The organism is Streptomyces sp. NPDC033131 (assembly GCF_055578365.1).
This window is the reverse complement of record NZ_JBVIPA010000054.1, coordinates 1-16,496: the sequence shown is the minus strand read 5'-3', so window position 1 is coordinate 16,496 and position 16,496 is coordinate 1. Positions and strand designations below refer to the sequence as shown.

Here is a 16,496-nt window from a genome sequence, read left to right as displayed (position 1 = left end):
CAGTAGAGAATTGTTTCGGCCCCTTGTCAATGGCGAGTGCCTGGGGTTACCTACTTGTTGCTCGCGGATGCCGACCGTCATCAGTACTGTGCACGATCACAGAAACTTGGCGTCATCTCCGCCGATACCTGTCCTCGATCCCGGGAGCCACCGCATGCCCTCCGCCGCCCCGCACGACCGCCTGCCACTCGCCTTCGGGGGCGACTACAACCCCGAGCAGTGGCCGCAGGAGGTGTGGGAGGAGGACGTACGGCTGATGCGCGAAGCCGGGGTCACCATGGTCTCGCTCGGCATCTTCGCGTGGTCCAGGATCGAGCCCCGGCCGGGCGAGTACGACTTCGCGTGGCTGGACCGGATCATCGGGATGCTCCACGAAGCCGGGATCCTCGTGGACCTGGCGACACCCACCGTCGTACCGCCCGCCTGGTTCTACCGCGCCCACCCCGACGCCCTGCCCGTGACCCGGGAGGGCGTGCGGCTGGCGTTCGGCTCACGCGGCGCGATCTGCCACTCCAACCCGGACTACCGGGCGGCCGCCGCTTCGATCACCTCACGGATCGGCGAGCGCTACGGGCGGCATCCCGCCGTGGTCCTGTGGCACGTCCACAACGAGTACGGCGCTCCGGTCCTGAGCTGCTACTGCGACACCTGCGCCCAGGCCTTCCGGGCCTGGCTCCAGGACCGCTACGGCACCCTCGACGCCCTCAACCATGCCTGGGGCACCGCCTTCTGGGGCCAGCTCTACGGCGACTGGGAGGAGATCGGAGTGCCCCGGACCACGCCGACGGTCGGCAATCCGGCCCATCAGCTGGACTTCCAGCGCTTCGCCGACGGTCAGGCCCGCGCCAACTTCGTCGCCGAGCGGGACCTCCTGCACCGCCTGTCTCCCGGCGTGCCCGTGACCACCAACTTCATGGTCGCGCCCAGCCAGTGCCAGAGCATCGACTACTGGGAGTGGGCCAGGGAGGTCGACCTGGTCACCAACGACCACTACCTGATCACCGACGGCCGCCGCACCCACGTCAACCTGGCCCTCGCCGCCGACCTCACCCGCTCCGTCGCGGGCGGCGCCCCCTGGCTGCTGCTCGAACACTCCACGTCGGGCATCAACTGGCAGCGCCACAACCCGGCCAAGGAACCCGGCCAGATGGCCCGCAACTCCCTCGGCCATGTCGCCCGCGGCTCCGAGGGCGCGATGTTCTTCCAGTGGCGTCAGTCCCGCAGCGGCGCCGAGAAGTTCCACTCGTCCATGCTGCCGCACGGAGGGACGGGGACGCGTGTGTGGCGGGAGGTCACCGATCTGGGCCGCCGGGTCGCGGACCTGGCCGACCTGCGCGGCACCCGCACCCGGGCCGACGTGGCCATGGTCTGGTCGTGGGACTCCTGGTGGGCGCAGGGCCTTCAGTGGCGGCCCAGCCAGGACCTGGACGCTCGGGAGCGGCTCGACGCGTTCTACGAGGCGCTGTACGACCGGCACCTGACGGTGGACTTCTTCCCGCCGGCCGGGCTGGGAGAGGTCGATCCCTCCCGGTACCCGCTGCTCGTCGTCCCCCAGTTGTACTCGGCGCCGGCCTCCGTCGCCGCCGGCCTGGAGCGGTACGTCTCGCGCGGCGGCACGCTGCTGGTCTCCTTCTTCTCCGGCATCGTCGACGAGCACGACAGCGTGCACCCCGGCGCGTACCCCGGGGCGCTGCGGGACGTGCTCGGGCTGACCGTCGAGGAGTTCGACCCGTTGCTGCCGGGCGAGCGGGTCGCCGTACGGACCTCGCACGGGGACTCGTGGCAGGCCGACCTGTGGTCCGAGTACGTCGTCCCGGGCGACGGCTGCGAGACCGTCGCCGTCTTCGCCGACGGCCGCACGGCCGGACGCCCGGCGCTCACCCGGCGCGCGCTCGGCGACGGGGCCGCCTGGTATCTGGCCACCCGGCTGAGCGGCGCGGATCTGGCGGCGGTCGTGGACCTCACCCTCGCCGACGCGGGGGTCACGCCCCTGGACCTGCCCCGGGACGTCGAACTCGTCGTACGGGAGGGCGAGTCGGGGGCGTTCCGGTTCGCCGTCAACCACACCGACGCCGAGGTGAAGGTGGTGCTGCCGGACGGGAGCCGGGCGGCGGTGCCCGCGGGCGCGGTCGAGGTGTTCCGCGAGCCGCGCTGAGCTTCCCCTCCTTTCCCCATTCGGTTTTCCTCTGTGACTTCCACTGTGAAGGGACCCTGACATGCGCAGACGCAGTGTTCTGACCGCCGCCGGAGCCGCCGCGCTGGCGATACCCGTGCTGGGCGCGGCACCCGCCGTGGCCGCACCGCCCGTCGCCGCAGCCGCCGGAGACCGTCGCCGCCTGCAGATCCGCGGGGTGGACATCTCCTCGCTGCCGAAGAACGAGGACAAGGGTGCCGTCTACCGGCGTGCCGACGGCCGCCGCCAGGACCCCGTCCGCATCCTCGCCGACGCGGGCGTCACCCACGCCCGCCTCAAGGTGTGGGTCAACCCGGCCGACGGCTACAACAACAAGGCCCACATACTCCCGCTGGCCCGTCGCCTGAAGCGGGCCGGCATCGGCATCTGGGTCGACTTCCACTACTCCGACACCTGGGCGGACCCGGCGCACCAGACCAAGCCGGCCGCGTGGACCGGCCTGGACGTGGCCGGCCTGACCCGGGCCGTCTACGACCACACCGCCGACGTCCTCGGCGCGCTGAAGCGGCAGGGCACTCCGGCCGACCTGGTGCAGATCGGCAACGAGCTCAACGGCGGCATGCTCTGGCCCGACGGAAACTGGGAGCACTGGGACAACCTCGCCGCCTTCCTCAAGGCCGGCCTCAGCGCCGCCCGCGACACCCAGCCGCGCATCCGCACGATCCTCCACCTGGCCAACGGCGGCGACAACGGGCTGTACCGGTGGTGGTTCGACAACGCGGTCTCCTACGGGGTCGACTTCGACATCATCGGCCTGTCGTACTACCCCTTCTGGCACGGGCCGGTGGAGCAGGCCGCCGCCAACATGGCCGACATCACGGCCCGTTACGGCAAGCCGTGCGTCATCGCCGAGACGGCCTACCCGTTCACGCTGGAGAGCGAGGACGACATCAACGACATCATGAACGACCCCTCGCAGCTCACCGAGGGCTTCCCCGCCACTCCCGAGGGCCAGGCGGCCTGGCTGCGCGCGGTGGCCGACCTCGCCGCCGCCGTCCCCGGCGGGCAGGGCCTCGGCTACTGCTACTGGGAAGGCGTGTGGACCTACCGCGCCGGCAGCGGCTGGAACCCCCAGGACCCGGCGTCCGGCAACGCGTGGGAGAACCTTGCCCTGTTCGACTTCGAGGACAGGGCGCTGCCGGGGCTGAGGACACTGGGGCACTACCGGTCGTAGGACCGAAGGGCCCGTTTCACCGGCGGCGACAGCCCTGTCGCCGCCGGGCGGTGTAGTGGGCTGCACCACCGGTACGGGTGACCGTTCCCTCGTGGTGGCGGGCGGGCGACGGGATCGTGGGTGGACAGAGATCCTCACGGATTCTCCCTCTCCCTCTCCCTCTCTTCTCCTCCCCTCCCCTCTCCTCGACGAAGGGACAGCCCATGTCCGTGAACCGCCCGCGCCGCCGCCGTTTCACCCGCCTCGCCACCGCCGTCGCCGCCGTCGCCCTGACCGCGGGGCTCGCCACCGCCTGCGAGCCCGACGACTTCGACAACTCGCTGGACTGCGTGTCCGACGCCGCCACGATCTCCGCCGGCCTCAAGGCGATCCACGAGGCCGGCGAGGACGCGGCCGGGGACCCCTCCCGCACGAACGAGTCGATCGACACGATCGAGAAGAACCTCGACAAGATCAACGACGACATGGACGACAGCAAGGTCGACCAGGCGGCCGACGAGCTGAACCAGGCGGTCAAGGACTACAACAGGGCCGTCCTGAACGGCGACACCGACCCGGACACCGGCAGGATCGACGCGGCGGCCGACAAGCTGAAGGACGTCTGCACGTCGTGAGCGGCCCCCTGTTCGCCGCGGCGCGACGGAACGGGACCGGCGGGTGCTCCACGCGGCCTCGTGGTGCCGGGTGACCGCCCGGACGGGGGCAAGACCCTCTTCTCTGTGTCCGCCCACGCAACTCAGCCGTAACGTGTGGCCCGACAGCGTGTGGCGCGACCACATCGAACGCACGGTACGCACGAGAGTGAGGCAGCACCCATGCCCCCCTTCGATGTCCCCGAGGGCGACCCCTTCGGCACACACAACCTCCCGTACGGCGTGTTCTCGCTCCCCGGATCCGACGATCGCCGGGTGGGTGTCCGCCTCGGCGACCACGTCCTGGACGCGGGCGCGGCGGCCGCCGCCCTCGGCTCCCCGTACGTCGCCCTCCTCGCGCGGCCCTCCCTGAACCCGCTGCTCGCCGCGGGCCGCAACGCCTGGTCGGACGTGCGGCGCGCGCTGACGGCATGGGTGACGGTGCCCTCACATCGCGAGACCATCGAGCCGCTGTTCCACCCCCTGTCGTCCGTGACCCTGCATCTGCCCTTCGAGGTGGCGGACTACGTCGACTTCTACGCCTCCGAGAACCACGCCCGGAACGTCGGCCAGATCTTCCGCCCGGACGCCGCCGACTCCCTGACGCCCAACTGGAAGCACCTGCCGATCGGCTACCACGGCCGCTCCGGCACCGTGGTGGTGTCCGGCACGGACGTCGTACGCCCGTCGGGGCAGCGGAAGGCCGCTTCCGACGCCGCGCCCGTCTTCGGACCCTCCGTCCGCCTGGACATCGAGGCCGAGGTCGGCTTCGTGGTCGGGGCACCCTCGCGCAGGGGCGAACCGGTCGCCCTCACCGACTTCCGCGAGCACGTCTTCGGGCTGTGCCTGCTGAACGACTGGTCCGCGCGCGACATCCAGGCCTGGGAGTACGTCCCTCTCGGCCCGTTCCTCGGCAAGTCCTTCGCCACCTCGGTGTCGGCATGGATCACCCCGCTGGACGCCCTGGAACCGGCCCGGGTGACGCCCCCGGAGCGGACCCACCCCCTGCTGCCGTACCTGGACGACACGGACGACGAACCCGGCGGCTACGACCTGCGCATCTCTGTCGCCCTCAACGGCCACGTCGTCTCCGAGCCCCCTTTCTCCACGATGTACTGGACGGCCGCCCAGCAACTGGCCCACATGACCGTCAACGGCGCGTCGCTGCGCACCGGCGACCTGTACGGCTCCGGCACGGTGAGCGGCCCCACCGAACGGGAACGGGGATCGTTGCTGGAACTGACCTGGAACGGCCGCGATCCCCTCGAACTCCCCGACGGCAAGCGGACCTTCCTCGAGGACGGCGACGAGGTGACCCTGTCGGCCTGGGCCCCCGGCCCGGACGGTGTCCGGGTAGGACTGGGCGAGGTCTCTGGCCGGGTGGTGCCGTCCCCATCCCACATCGCGCCCCACTGAACGACTTCCGACACCTGCCGTACGCCGCCCGCCGCCGTCATACTGGCGACGGGCGGCGTGGCTGTGAGGACGACGGACGACGGACGACGCCGCAGCCGCTCGGACGGCCCATACGGCCCTGTGCCCATACGGCCGTTCCACCAGCCGCACAGCCCGTGCGGTGCTTGCCCTGGTGCACCGCGCACCACGCACCACGCACCCATAGCAGCCGTTTCTTCCGACCAGGATCCGGAGCCCGTGGCATGACTGTCAGCCTGCTCCTGTTGAGCGCCGTCGCCGTGGCGGCCGCCGTACCGGTTCCGCGCGCGCTGACCCGGGCCGCGTGGCCCGAGCGGGACCCCGTGGTCGCGCTGTGGGTGTGGCAGTGCCTGGTCGCCACCGTCCTGCTGTGCTGTCTGGCGGCCATGGTGCTGGGCACCGCGGCGGTCTTCCACACCGTCCGCGACCACGTCTTCGCACCGGCGCCGCCGGCCGTGACCGCCGCGTACGACCTCTCCGTCGCCCCGGCCTGGGCCGTCGCCCTCACGCTGCTGCTGGCGTGCGGGGCCGCCTGGACGACCGCGATGCTCGCCCGCGAGTTCGTCGAGGCCCGCCGATGCCGCGGCCAGGCCCGCGCCCACCTGCGCGAACGTGCCCCCGACCTGCCGGCCGGCCTGCCCGCCGCGCGGGGGCCACTGCTCGTCCTGGAGGACGAGTACCCGGACGCCTGGTGGATGCCCGGCAACCCGCCCCAGCTGATCGTGACGACCGGTGCCCTGCACCGCCTCACCGACCACCAGCTGGACGCGGTCCTCACCCATGAGCGCGGCCACGCCCGTGCCCGCCACGACTGGCTGCTCCACCTCTCCACCGCCCTCGCCACCGGCTTCCCCCGCATCCCGCTCTTCGCCCACTTCTGCGACCAGACCCACCGCCTGGTCGAACTGTCCGCCGACGACACGGCCTCCCGCCGCTGCGGCCACCTGACCACGGCCCTGGCCCTGATCGAACTGAACCAACACCGAGGCGTCCTCTCCTGCGCCTCCACCCACCGCCTCCTCGGCGAACGAGTGGACCGCCTCCTGGAACCCCAGCCCCGCCTCGGCCCGCGCCACCGAGCCCTGACGACAACGGTGGCGGCCCTGGTCCCACTCCTCCCCCTCCTGATCACCTTCGCCCCAGGCATCACGGCACTGTCGTAGGACGGGTGCGCTCGGCACCACCGGCTGCCCGGCACCGCTCGCCGAACGGGCCACGGCCGCCCTGTCCGATCCGGCGTGGCAGGTCCGGGCCCGGCGCGGCCACCGCGTTGTCCGCCGCGGCTCCCGACATGGCCGTCCCCGCCCTCGCCAAGGCCTTGGCGGACCCCAACGCCGACGTCCGCAAAGCGGCGGTCCTGGCACTGACCCGGCATGCGAGCACCGAGGACGCCCGCGCGGCCCCGGCCACAGCGACGACCGCCTCCGACGCGGACGTCAGGGCGTACCCGGCCCGAGCCCTGTGACCCTGTCCCTGCCCGAGCCCGTCCCTATATCCAGTCGTCCGGCTCGGGCTCCGCATCCATCTCGGGCCAGTCGTCCGCGCCCGGGTCCGTCGCCTCCCGCTGGGGGTTCGTCTCCCGCTCCGGGCCCGCCTTCTGCTCCGGGCCCGGCACCTCGCCTTGAGGAGCCCCGTCCAGACCGGCGAGCACCTCGATCACGCCCTCCCCATAGGTCACCAGCTTCTTTTCGCCGACCCCGCCGACCCCGCCAAGCTCTGCCACGGACGTCGGCCAGACCGTCACGATCTCGCGAAGCGTCGCGTCATGGAAGATGACGTACGCCGGAACCCCCTGCTCACGAGCCTGTTCGGCCCGCCAGGCCCGCAGCGCCTCGAACGCCGGCACCAACGCCTCGGGCAGTTCGGCCACCGCGGCCTTGGCCTTGCGCTCGCCGCGCCCGGAGCCCGAAGCCCCGGACCCCGATGCCGACCGCGAGGTCACCGCCTTCTTCGGCTCCTTCCGCAGCGGCACCTCCCGCTCCCGGCGCAGCACCGACCCGCTCGCCTCGGTCAGCACCAACGTGCCGTAGTCACCCTCGACCGCGAGCAGCCCCTGCGCCAGCAACTGCCGTACGACGCCCCGCCACTCCGCCTCGGAGAGGTCCTCGCCGATGCCGAACACGGACAGCTGGTCGTGGTCGAACTGGATGACCTTGGCCGTGCGCTTGCCCATCAGGATGTCGACGATCTGCACCGCGCCGAACTTCTGCCCCCGCTCGCGCTGCAGCCGTACCACGGTGGACAGCACCTTCTGGGCCGCGACCGTGCCGTCCCAGGTCTCCGGCGGGGTGAGGCAGGTGTCGCAGTTGCCGCAGCCCACCGGGTCGGGATCCTGGCCGAAGTAGGCGAGGAGCTGCCCGCGTCGGCACTGGACCGTCTCGCACAGCGCCAGCATCGAGTCCAGGTGGGCGGCGGCACGGCGCCGGAACGCCTCGTCGCCCTCGCTCGACTGGATCATCTTGCGCTGCTGTATGACGTCGTTGAGGCCGTAGGCCATCCAGGCCGTGGACGGCAGTCCGTCACGGCCGGCCCGGCCCGTCTCCTGGTAGTAGCCCTCGACCGACTTGGGCAGGTCGAGGTGGGCGACGAAGCGGACGTCCGGCTTGTCGATGCCCATGCCGAAGGCGATGGTCGCGACCACGATCAGGCCGTCCTCCCGGAGGAAGCGGGACTGGTGGGCGGCGCGGGTGCCCGCGTCCAGACCGGCGTGGTAGGGCACCGCCTCGATGCCGTTGCGGGACAGGAACTCCGCCGTCGTGTCCACCGACCGGCGCGACAGGCAGTACACGATGCCCGCGTCCCCGGCGTGCTCCTCGCGCAGGAAGCCCAGCAGTTGCTTCTTGGGGTCGGCCTTGGGCACGATCCGGTACTGGATGTTGGGCCGGTCGAAGCTCGCCACGAAGTGACGGGCCGCCGGCATGTTGAGCCGCTGGGTGATCTCCTGGTGCGTCGCGTGCGTGGCCGTCGCCGTGAGAGCGATCCGCGGGACGTCCGGCCAGCGCTCGCCGAGCAGCGACAGGGACAGGTAGTCGGGGCGGAAGTCGTGGCCCCACTGGGACACGCAGTGCGCCTCGTCGATCGCGAAGACCGCGATCTTGCCGCGCGAGAGCAGGTCCAGGGTCGAGTCCAGCCGCAGCCGCTCCGGCGCCAGATACAGCAGGTCCAGCTCGCCGGCCAGGTACTCGGCCTCCACCACCCGCCGCTCGTCGAAGTCCTGCGTGGAGTTCATGAACCCGGCGCGCACGCCGAGGGCCCGCAGCGCGTCCACCTGGTCCTGCATCAGCGCGATGAGCGGCGAGACCACGATGCCTGTACCGGGTCTGACCAGGGACGGGATCTGGTAGCACAGCGACTTGCCGGCGCCGGTCGGCATGAGCACGACGGCGTCCCCGCCGGCCACCACGTGCTCGATGACCTCTCCCTGCTCGCCGCGGAAGGCGTCGTACCCGAAGACACGGTGCAGCGTGGCCAGCGCCTCGCTATCGATCGTCCCTGGCATCTCGGTGATCCCGCCCGTCCCGCGCATAGCCGTGCCCCCCGTACGTCGTCCCTCGACCACTGCCTCCACGATAGGGGTCCGGACTGACACCGCCGGAGTTATCCACAGGCTGGTCCGGCAACGCTCCGTACTCAGCCCAACGAAGTCCGTCACATGGCACGTCCGCGACGGCCGGGACATGCTGCTCGGGCGGGACGGGAAGACCGGCTTCTCCCTCAGGACGGCACGCCGTTGCCTGCGTGCCTTTCCCGCACCAAGGAGTCCACATGTTCTCTCGCCCCCTCGCCGCCCTGGCCCTGGCGACAGCCGTGTCCTTCCTGTCGGCCGCCGGTCCCGCGCAGGCGGCGCCGTCCGACGACCCCGATGCGTCGGCCTGGACGCAGCTGGCCCAGACGTACACGGCCACCGGCACGTACGTGTACGAGCCGTTCGCCATCAGCGGCGGCTACCAGCGCACCGACCAGTGCGTCCCCACCAAGGGCTACCACTACCTCAACCCCGCGTACCTCGGCAGCATCGACCCGGCCACCCCGGCGGTCCTGCTGTACGAGGACGGGATCGACGGCCGCGAGCTGATCGGCGTGGAGTGGATCGTCGAGGACAAGGGGCAGACCGCGCCGAAGCTGTCGGGGCAGACCTTCGACACGGGCCGGCTCCCCGGCTACTACACGCTCCATGCCTGGATCTACCAGACCAACCCCGACGGGTTCTTCAAGGGGTCCAACGCGACGGTGACGTGCACGGCCACCTGACCGCGCAAGCGAAGGCCCCGGCTCCCACGAGGGAAACCGGGGCCCGCCGTACGAACACCGCACGAGCACCGCAGGTCAGCGCGTCCGGCGCGGTCAGCGCACGAACACTCCCGCCTGGTTCGCCAGGTCGAGGAAGTACTGCGGGGCCACACCGAGCACCAGCGTGACCGCCACGCCGACCCCGATCGTGGTCGTCGTCAGCAGCGACGGCACGGCCACGGTCGGGCCGTCGGGCTGCGGCTCACTGAAGAACATCAGCACGATGACGCGGATGTAGAAGAAGGCCGCGATCGCGGACGAGATGACACCGACCACGACCAGCGGGGCCGCGCCGCCTTCCGCCGCCGCCTTGAACACGGCGAACTTCCCGACGAACCCGGAGGTGAGCGGGATGCCCGCGAAGGCCAGCAGGAACACCGCGAACACGGCCGCCACCAGAGGGGAACGCCGGCCGAGCCCGGCCCACTTGGACAGGTGCGTCGCCTCGCCGCCCGCGTCCCTCACCAGGGTCACCACCGCGAACGCGCCGATCGTCACGAACGAGTACGCGGCCAGGTAGAAGAGGACCGAGGACACCCCGTCCGGCGTGGTCGCGATGACACCCGCGAGGATGAATCCGGCGTGCGCGATGGACGAGTACGCCAGCAGGCGCTTGATGTCGGTCTGCGTGATCGCGACGATCGCACCGCCGAGCATGGTGACGATCGCGACGCCCCACATGACCGGCCGCCAGTCCCAGCGCAGGCCGGGCAGGATGACGTACAGGATCCGGAGCAGGGCGCCGAAGGCCGCCACCTTGGTCGCCGCGGCCATGAACCCGGTCACCGGCGTGGGCGCGCCCTGGTAGACGTCGGGCGTCCACATGTGGAACGGCACCGCGCCGACCTTGAACAGCAGGCCCATGATGAGCATCGCGGCTCCGATGAGCAGCAGCGCGTCGTTGCCCATGGTGTCCGCGAGCGCCGGGTTGACGGTCTGGACCTGGCCGTCGACGACCTGCGCGATCGTCGCGTAGGACATCGAGCCCGCGTAGCCGTACAGCAGCGCGATGCCGAACAGCGTGAACGCGGAGGCGAACGCGCCGAGCAGGAAGTACTTGACCGCGGCCTCCTGCGACAGGAGCCGCTTGCGGCGGGCCAGCGCGCACAGCAGGTACAGCGGGAGCGAGAAGACCTCCAGCGCCACGAAGAGCGTCAGCAGGTCGTTGGCCGACGGGAAGATCAGCATGCCGGCGACGGCGAACAGCAGCAGCGGGAACACCTCGGTGGTGGTGAACCCGGCCTTCACCGCGGCCTTTTCGCTGTCGCTGCCCGGCACCGAGGCGGCCTGCGCGGCGAAGGAGTCGACGCGGTTGCCGTGCGCCTCCGGGTCGAGCCGCCGCTCGGCGAAGGTGAAGAGGCCGACCAGGGCCGCCAGCAGGATCGTGCCCTGCAGGAAGAGGGCCGGCCCGTCGACGGCGATCGCTCCCATCGCCGCGATGCGTGCCTTGGTCGTGCCGTATCCGTCGGCGGCGAGCGCGACGACCGCGGCGAACGCGGCGACCAGCGCGACGACGGACACGAACATCTGGACGTAGTAACGGGACTTGCGCGGGACGAACGCCTCGACCAGCACCCCGACGATCGCCGCGCCGACGACGATCAAGGTGGGCGACAGTTGTCCGTATTCGAACGTCGGCGCGTCGATCTTGGTGATCGGCTCGGCCGCGGTTGTCCACAGGCTGTGGACGGCTGTTGCGCTCACTTGGCCGCCTCCACCTCGGGCTGGGGGTCCTTCTTGTCCACGTCGGACATGGTCTGCTTGACCGCCGGGTTCACGATGTCGGTGAGGGGCTTCGGATAGACGCCCAGGAAGATCAGCAGGACGACCAGGGGGGCGACCACCACGAGTTCCCGCACCCTGAGGTCGGGCATCGCCGCGACCTCGGGCTTCACCGGGCCCGTCATCGTCCTCTGGTAGAGGACGAGGGTGTACAGCGCGGCGAGCACGATGCCGAAGGTGGCAATGATCCCGATCACCGGGTAGCGCGCGAACGTGCCGACCAGGACGAGGAACTCACTCACGAACGGTGCGAGTCCCGGCAGCGACAGGGTCGCCAGGCCGCCGATCAGGAAGGTGCCGGCGAGCACCGGAGCGACCTTCTGCACTCCGCCGTAGTCGGCGATGAGCCGCGAGCCGCGCCGCGAGATCAGGAAGCCGGCCACCAGCATCAGCGCGGCGGTCGAGATGCCGTGGTTGACCATGTAGAGCGTCGCGCCCGACTGCCCCTGGCTGGTCATCGCGAAGATGCCCATGATGATGAAGCCGAAGTGCGAGATCGACGCGTAGGCCACCAGCCGCTTGATGTCCCGCTGGCCGACGGCGAGCAGCGCCCCGTAGATGATGCTGATCACGGCGAGGACGAGGATGACGGGCGTCGCCCACTTCGACGCCTCCGGGAACAGCTGGAGGCAGAAGCGGAGCATCGCGAAGGTGCCGACCTTGTCGACGACCGCGGTGATGAGGACGGCGACCGGAGAGGTGGCCTCCCCCATCGCGTTGGGCAGCCAGGTGTGCAGCGGCCACAGGGGCGCCTTCACCGCGAAGGCGAAGAAGAAGCCCAGGAACAGCCAGCGTTCGGTGTTGGTCGCCATGTCCAGCGAGCCGTTGGCGCGCGCCTCGGCGATCTCCTGGAGGCTGAAGTTCCCGGCGACCACGTACAGGCCGATCACCGCGGCCAGCATGATCAGACCGCCGACCAGGTTGTAGAGGAGGAACTTCACGGCGGCGTAGGAGCGTTGGGTCGCCGCGTTCTCGTCGGAGCCGGCGTGGGCACGGTCTCCGAAGCCGCCGATGAGGAAGTACATCGGGATCAGCATGGCTTCGAAGAAGATGTAGAAGAGGAAGACGTCGGTGGCCTCGAAGGAGATGATCACCATCGCCTCGACGGCCAGGATCAGGGCGAAGAAGCCCTGCGTGGGCCGCCACCGCTTGTTGCCGGTCTCCAGCGGGTCGGCGTCGTGCCAGCCCGCGAGGATGATGAACGGGATGAGCAGCGCGGTCAGCGCGATGAGCGCCACCCCGATGCCGTCCACACCCAGCTCGTACCTGACCCCGAAGTCCGCGATCCAGGCATGTGATTCGGTGAGCTGGTAACGGTCGCCGTCCGGGTCGAAGCGGACCAGGACGACGATCGCGAGGGCGAGCGTGGCGAGCGAGACGAGAAGCGCCAGCCACTTGGCGGCGGAGCGCCGCGCGGCCGGGACGGCTGCCGTGGCGACCGCCCCGAGGGCCGGGAGCGCCGCCATCGCTGTCAGCAGGGGAAAGGACATCGGTATCAGACCGCCCTCATCAGCAGGGTCGCGGCGACGAGGACCGCCGCACCGCCGAACATCGAGACCGCGTACGACCGCGCGAAGCCGTTCTGCAGCTTGCGCATCCGCCCCGAGAGGCCGCCCATCGAGGCCGCCGTGCCGTTGACGACGCCGTCGACCAGGGTGTGGTCGACGTACACCAGGGAGCGCGTGAGGTGCTCGCCGCCGCGCACGAGGACCACGTGGTTGAAGTCGTCCTGGAGCAGGTCGCGCCGGGCGGCCCGGGTGAGCAGCGACCCGCGCGGGGCGACGACCGGGACCGGACGGCGCCCGTACTGGAGGTAGGCCGCGGCGACGCCGATCACGAGCACGACCATGGTGGCGAGGGTGACCGTCAGCGCGCTGACCGGGGGGTGCCCGTGGTCGTGGCCGGTCACGGGCTCCAGCCAGTGCAGGAAGCGGTCGCCGACGCTGAACAGGCCACCCGCGAAGACCGATCCGAAGGCCAGCACGATCATGGGGATCGTCATGGACTTGGGCGACTCGTGCGGGTGCGGTTCCGCGTGCTCGCCGCGGTGCTCGGCGGCGGGCTCCACACTCGGCTCTGCCGGGGACGGCGTCCCGGTGTGACGCCAGCGTTCCTCTCCGAAGAACGTCATCAGCATCACGCGCGTCATGTAGTACGCCGTGATGGCCGCGCCCAGCAGGGCCACGCCGCCGAGGATCCAGCCCTCGGTGCCGCCCTTGGCGAAGGCCGCCTCGATGATCTTGTCCTTGGAGAAGAAGCCGGACAGGCCGGGGAAGCCGATGATGGCGAGGTAGCCGAGGCCGAACGTGATGAAGGTGACCGGCATGTACTTCCTGAGGCCGCCGTACTTCCTCATGTCGACCTCGTCGTTCATGCCGTGCATGACCGAACCGGCGCCGAGGAACAGTCCGGCCTTGAAGAAGCCGTGCGTCACCAGGTGCATGATCGCGAAGACGTAGCCGATGGGGCCGAGGCCCGCGGCGAGGATCATGTAGCCGATCTGCGACATGGTCGAGCCGGCCAGCGCCTTCTTGATGTCGTCCTTCGCGCAACCGACGATCGCACCGAACAGCAGCGTGACGGCACCGACGATGGTGACGACGAGCTGCGCGTCGGGCGCCGCGTTGAAGATGGCCCCGGAGCGGACGATCAGGTAGACGCCGGCGGTCACCATCGTCGCGGCGTGGATGAGGGCCGAGACCGGGGTCGGGCCCTCCATCGCGTCCCCGAGCCAGGACTGCAGCGGCACCTGGGCGGACTTGCCGCAGGCGGCCAGCAGCAGCATCAGGGCGATGCCGGTGAGCGTGGCCTCCGAGGTGTCACCGACGAGCCCGGGCTCCTCGTGGGTGCCGAGCACCGGGCCGAAGGCGAAGGTCCCGAAGGTCGTGAACATCAGCATGATCGCGATCGACAGGCCCACGTCGCCGACGCGGTTGACCAGGAAGGCCTTCTTCGCGGCGGTGGCGGCACTGGGCTTGTGCTGCCAGAAGCCGATCAGCAGGTACGACGCCAGACCGACGCCCTCCCAGCCGACGTACAGCAGCAGGTAGTTGTCGGCGAGGACGAGCAGCAGCATCGCCGCGAGGAACAGGTTCAGATAGCCGAAGAAGCGGCGGCGCCGCTCGTCGTGCTCCATGTACCCGATCGAGTACAGGTGGATCAGCGAGCCGACGCCGGTGATGAGCAGGACGAACGTCATCGAGAGCTGGTCGAGCTGGAAGGCGACGTCCGCCTGGAAGCCCTCGACCGGCACCCAGCTGAACAGGTGCTGGGTCAGTGTCCGGTGTGCGGCGTCCTTGCCGAGCAGGTCGACGAAGAGGATGGCGCCGAACACGAAGGACGCGGCGGCCAGGGCCGTGCCGATCCAGTGGCCGACGGCGTCCAGTCGCCGGCCGCCGCACAGCAGGACCGCCGCTCCGAGCAGGGGCGCCGCGATGAGCAGCGCAATCAGGTTCTCCACGATTCAGCGACCCCTTACAGCTTCATCAGGCTGGCGTCGTCGACCGAGGCCGAGTGGCGGGAACGGAACAGCGACACGATGATCGCGAGCCCGACCACGACTTCCGCGGCGGCGACGACCATCGTGAAGAAGGCGATGATCTGGCCGTCGAGATTGCCGTGCATCCGGGAGAAGGCGACGAACGCGAGGTTGCAGGCGTTGAGCATCAGCTCGACGCACATGAAGACGACGATCGCGTTACGCCTGATCAGCACGCCGGTGGCGCCGATCGTGAACAACAGGGCGGCGAGATACAGGTAGTTGACCGGGTTCACTTCGACGCCTCCTCGGCCCGCTTGCGGTTCGCCGACTCGACCGCGGAGCGCTCCAGGCGTTCCTCGGCACGCTGTTCCAGGACCCGCAGGTCGTTCAGCGCCTCCTGTGACACGTCACGGATCTGGCCGCGCTCCCGCAGCGTCTTGCTGACCGTGAGGTCGGACGGGGTGCCGTCGGGCAGCAGGCCCGCGATGTCCACGGCGTTGTGCCGGGCGTACACGCCGGGCGCCGGCAGCGGCGGCAGCTGCTTGCCCTCGCGGACGCGCTCCTCGGACAGCTCGCGCTGGGTCTTGGCCCGCTCGGTGCGCTCGCGGTGGGTGAGCACCATGGCGCCGACGGCGGCCGTGATCAGCAGAGCGCCGGTGATCTCGAAGGCGAAGACGTACTTCGTGAAGATGAGGGCCGCCAGGCCCTCCACGTTGCCGTTCGCGTTCGCCTGCGTGAGGCCGCTGAACTCGTTCAGGGAGGCGTTCCCGATGCCCGCGAACAGCAGGACCCCGAAGCCGAGCCCGCACATCAGGGCCAGCCAGCGCTGGCCCTTGATGGTCTCCTTCAGGGAGTCCGCCGCGGTGACGCCGACGAGCATCACCACGAACAGGAACAGCATCATGATCGCGCCGGTGTAGACGACGATCTGCACGACGCCCAGGAAGTAGGCCCCGTTGGCGAGGTAGAACACCGCCAGGATGATCATGGTTCCGGCCAGGCACAGCGCGCTGTGCACGGCCCGCTTCATGAAAACGGTGCACAGGGCGCCGATCACAGCGACGGTACCGAGGACCCAGAACTGGAAGGCCTCACCCGTGGAGGTGGAGTAGGCGGCGAGTTGGGCGCTCATCGGCCGATCACCTTCTCCGACATCGGCTCGTCCTCGCCGGTGGTCGACGCGGCCTCCTGCACGACCTCGCCCTTGGAGACGGCGACCTGCTGCACCGTGCCGGGCGCGGCCTCCGTCACCAGACCCCGGTAGTAGTCCTGCTCGTCCGTCCCCGGGAAGATGGAGTGCGGACTGTCGACCATGCCCTCTTCGAGGCCGGCGAGCAGTTGCTCCTTGGTGTAGATGAGGTTGGCGCGGCTGGAGTCGGCGAGCTCGAACTCGTTGGTCATCGTCAGCGCGCGCGTGGGGCACGCCTCGATGCACAGGCCGCACAGGATGCAGCGGGCGTAGTTGATCTGGTAGACGCGGCCGTACCGCTCGCCCGGCGAGTAACGCTC

At 70.3% G+C, this 16,496-nt stretch carries 13 protein-coding genes and 1 pseudogene; 7 read left to right on the top strand and 7 right to left on the bottom strand.

What is annotated here, in order from left to right:
• The first annotated feature begins 154 nt into the window (after positions 1-154).
• The 6 genes and pseudogenes from ACZ5XS_RS40305 to ACZ5XS_RS40280 form a co-directional block, all read left to right on the top strand.
• The gene (locus tag ACZ5XS_RS40305; RefSeq protein WP_468660031.1) at positions 155-2,155 is read left to right on the top strand and encodes a beta-galactosidase; all 2,001 of its coding nucleotides are present in this window, start codon (positions 155-157) and stop codon (positions 2,153-2,155) included.
• 61 nt (positions 2,156-2,216) lie between these two features.
• Positions 2,217-3,368, top strand: a complete 1,152-nt coding sequence (locus ACZ5XS_RS40300; protein ID WP_468660029.1) for a glycoside hydrolase family 53 protein — start codon at positions 2,217-2,219, stop codon at positions 3,366-3,368.
• A gap of 203 nt (positions 3,369-3,571) precedes the next feature.
• Entirely contained in the window at positions 3,572-3,982 is a 411-nt protein-coding gene (locus ACZ5XS_RS40295) for a hypothetical protein (RefSeq protein WP_468660027.1), read from the top strand.
• Between the two features lie 201 nt (positions 3,983-4,183).
• On the top strand, positions 4,184-5,416 hold the full coding sequence (gene fahA / locus ACZ5XS_RS40290) for a fumarylacetoacetase (RefSeq protein WP_468660026.1): 1,233 nt from the start codon (positions 4,184-4,186) through the stop codon (positions 5,414-5,416).
• A 242-nt stretch (positions 5,417-5,658) separates the two neighbouring features.
• Positions 5,659-6,597 (top strand): M56 family metallopeptidase, encoded by a 939-nt coding sequence (locus tag ACZ5XS_RS40285; protein ID WP_468660024.1) that lies wholly within the window; start codon positions 5,659-5,661, stop codon positions 6,595-6,597.
• A 4-nt stretch (positions 6,598-6,601) separates the two neighbouring features.
• Positions 6,602-6,899 (top strand): annotated as a pseudogene (locus ACZ5XS_RS40280) (HEAT repeat domain-containing protein); the annotation flags it as partial.
• A 24-nt stretch (positions 6,900-6,923) separates the two neighbouring features.
• Here ACZ5XS_RS40280 and recQ read toward each other — a convergent pair.
• Positions 6,924-8,960 (bottom strand): DNA helicase RecQ, encoded by a 2,037-nt coding sequence (recQ, locus tag ACZ5XS_RS40275; protein WP_468660022.1) that lies wholly within the window; start codon positions 8,958-8,960, stop codon positions 6,924-6,926.
• Positions 8,961-9,199: 239 nt separating this feature from the next.
• On the opposite strand from recQ, the gene ACZ5XS_RS40270 reads away from it, so the two are divergent.
• A complete protein-coding gene (locus ACZ5XS_RS40270) occupies positions 9,200-9,685 on the top strand; it encodes a hypothetical protein (RefSeq protein ID WP_468660020.1) in 486 nt (161 codons plus the stop codon).
• 93 nt (positions 9,686-9,778) lie between these two features.
• On the opposite strand, the gene nuoN is transcribed toward ACZ5XS_RS40270, so the two are convergent.
• The 6 genes from nuoN to ACZ5XS_RS40240 form a co-directional block, all read right to left on the bottom strand.
• Entirely contained in the window at positions 9,779-11,428 is a 1,650-nt protein-coding gene (gene nuoN / locus ACZ5XS_RS40265; RefSeq protein ID WP_468660018.1) for an NADH-quinone oxidoreductase subunit NuoN, read from the bottom strand.
• The gene (locus ACZ5XS_RS40260) at positions 11,425-12,996 is read right to left on the bottom strand and encodes an NADH-quinone oxidoreductase subunit M (RefSeq protein ID WP_468660016.1); all 1,572 of its coding nucleotides are present in this window, start codon (positions 12,994-12,996) and stop codon (positions 11,425-11,427) included. Before ACZ5XS_RS40260 ends, nuoN begins: the two co-directional genes overlap by 4 nt.
• Positions 12,997-13,001: 5 nt before the next feature.
• On the bottom strand, positions 13,002-14,966 hold the full coding sequence (nuoL, locus tag ACZ5XS_RS40255; protein ID WP_468660014.1) for an NADH-quinone oxidoreductase subunit L: 1,965 nt from the start codon (positions 14,964-14,966) through the stop codon (positions 13,002-13,004).
• 14 nt (positions 14,967-14,980) lie between these two features.
• Positions 14,981-15,280 (bottom strand): NADH-quinone oxidoreductase subunit NuoK, encoded by a 300-nt coding sequence (nuoK, locus tag ACZ5XS_RS40250; RefSeq protein ID WP_004927567.1) that lies wholly within the window; start codon positions 15,278-15,280, stop codon positions 14,981-14,983.
• Complete coding sequence (locus ACZ5XS_RS40245; RefSeq protein WP_468660012.1) at positions 15,277-16,119, bottom strand: NADH-quinone oxidoreductase subunit J; 843 nt, start codon at positions 16,117-16,119, stop codon at positions 15,277-15,279. Before ACZ5XS_RS40245 ends, nuoK begins: the two co-directional genes overlap by 4 nt.
• The coding region (locus ACZ5XS_RS40240) for a 4Fe-4S binding protein (protein ID WP_468660010.1) at positions 16,116-16,496 on the bottom strand (381 nt) is incomplete at its 5' end. The genes ACZ5XS_RS40240 and ACZ5XS_RS40245, both read right to left, overlap by 4 nt.

What these genes read in the sequence shown, in the direction of transcription:
- ACZ5XS_RS40270 (WP_468660020.1), top strand. Translation starts at nt 9,200, where the DNA reads ATGTTCTCTCGCCCCCTCGCCGCCCTGGCCCTGGCGACAGCCGTGTCC.
- ACZ5XS_RS40285 (WP_468660024.1), top strand. Translation starts at nt 5,659, where the DNA reads ATGACTGTCAGCCTGCTCCTGTTGAGCGCCGTCGCCGTGGCGGCCGCC.
- ACZ5XS_RS40295 (WP_468660027.1), top strand. Translation starts at nt 3,572, where the DNA reads ATGTCCGTGAACCGCCCGCGCCGCCGCCGTTTCACCCGCCTCGCCACC.
- ACZ5XS_RS40260 (WP_468660016.1), bottom strand. Translation starts at nt 12,996, where the DNA reads ATGTCCTTTCCCCTGCTGACAGCGATGGCGGCGCTCCCGGCCCTCGGG.
- ACZ5XS_RS40305 (WP_468660031.1), top strand. Translation starts at nt 155, where the DNA reads ATGCCCTCCGCCGCCCCGCACGACCGCCTGCCACTCGCCTTCGGGGGC.
- ACZ5XS_RS40300 (WP_468660029.1), top strand. Translation starts at nt 2,217, where the DNA reads ATGCGCAGACGCAGTGTTCTGACCGCCGCCGGAGCCGCCGCGCTGGCG.
- recQ (WP_468660022.1), bottom strand. Translation starts at nt 8,960, where the DNA reads ATGCGCGGGACGGGCGGGATCACCGAGATGCCAGGGACGATCGATAGC.
- fahA (WP_468660026.1), top strand. Translation starts at nt 4,184, where the DNA reads ATGCCCCCCTTCGATGTCCCCGAGGGCGACCCCTTCGGCACACACAAC.
- ACZ5XS_RS40245 (WP_468660012.1), bottom strand. Translation starts at nt 16,119, where the DNA reads ATGAGCGCCCAACTCGCCGCCTACTCCACCTCCACGGGTGAGGCCTTC.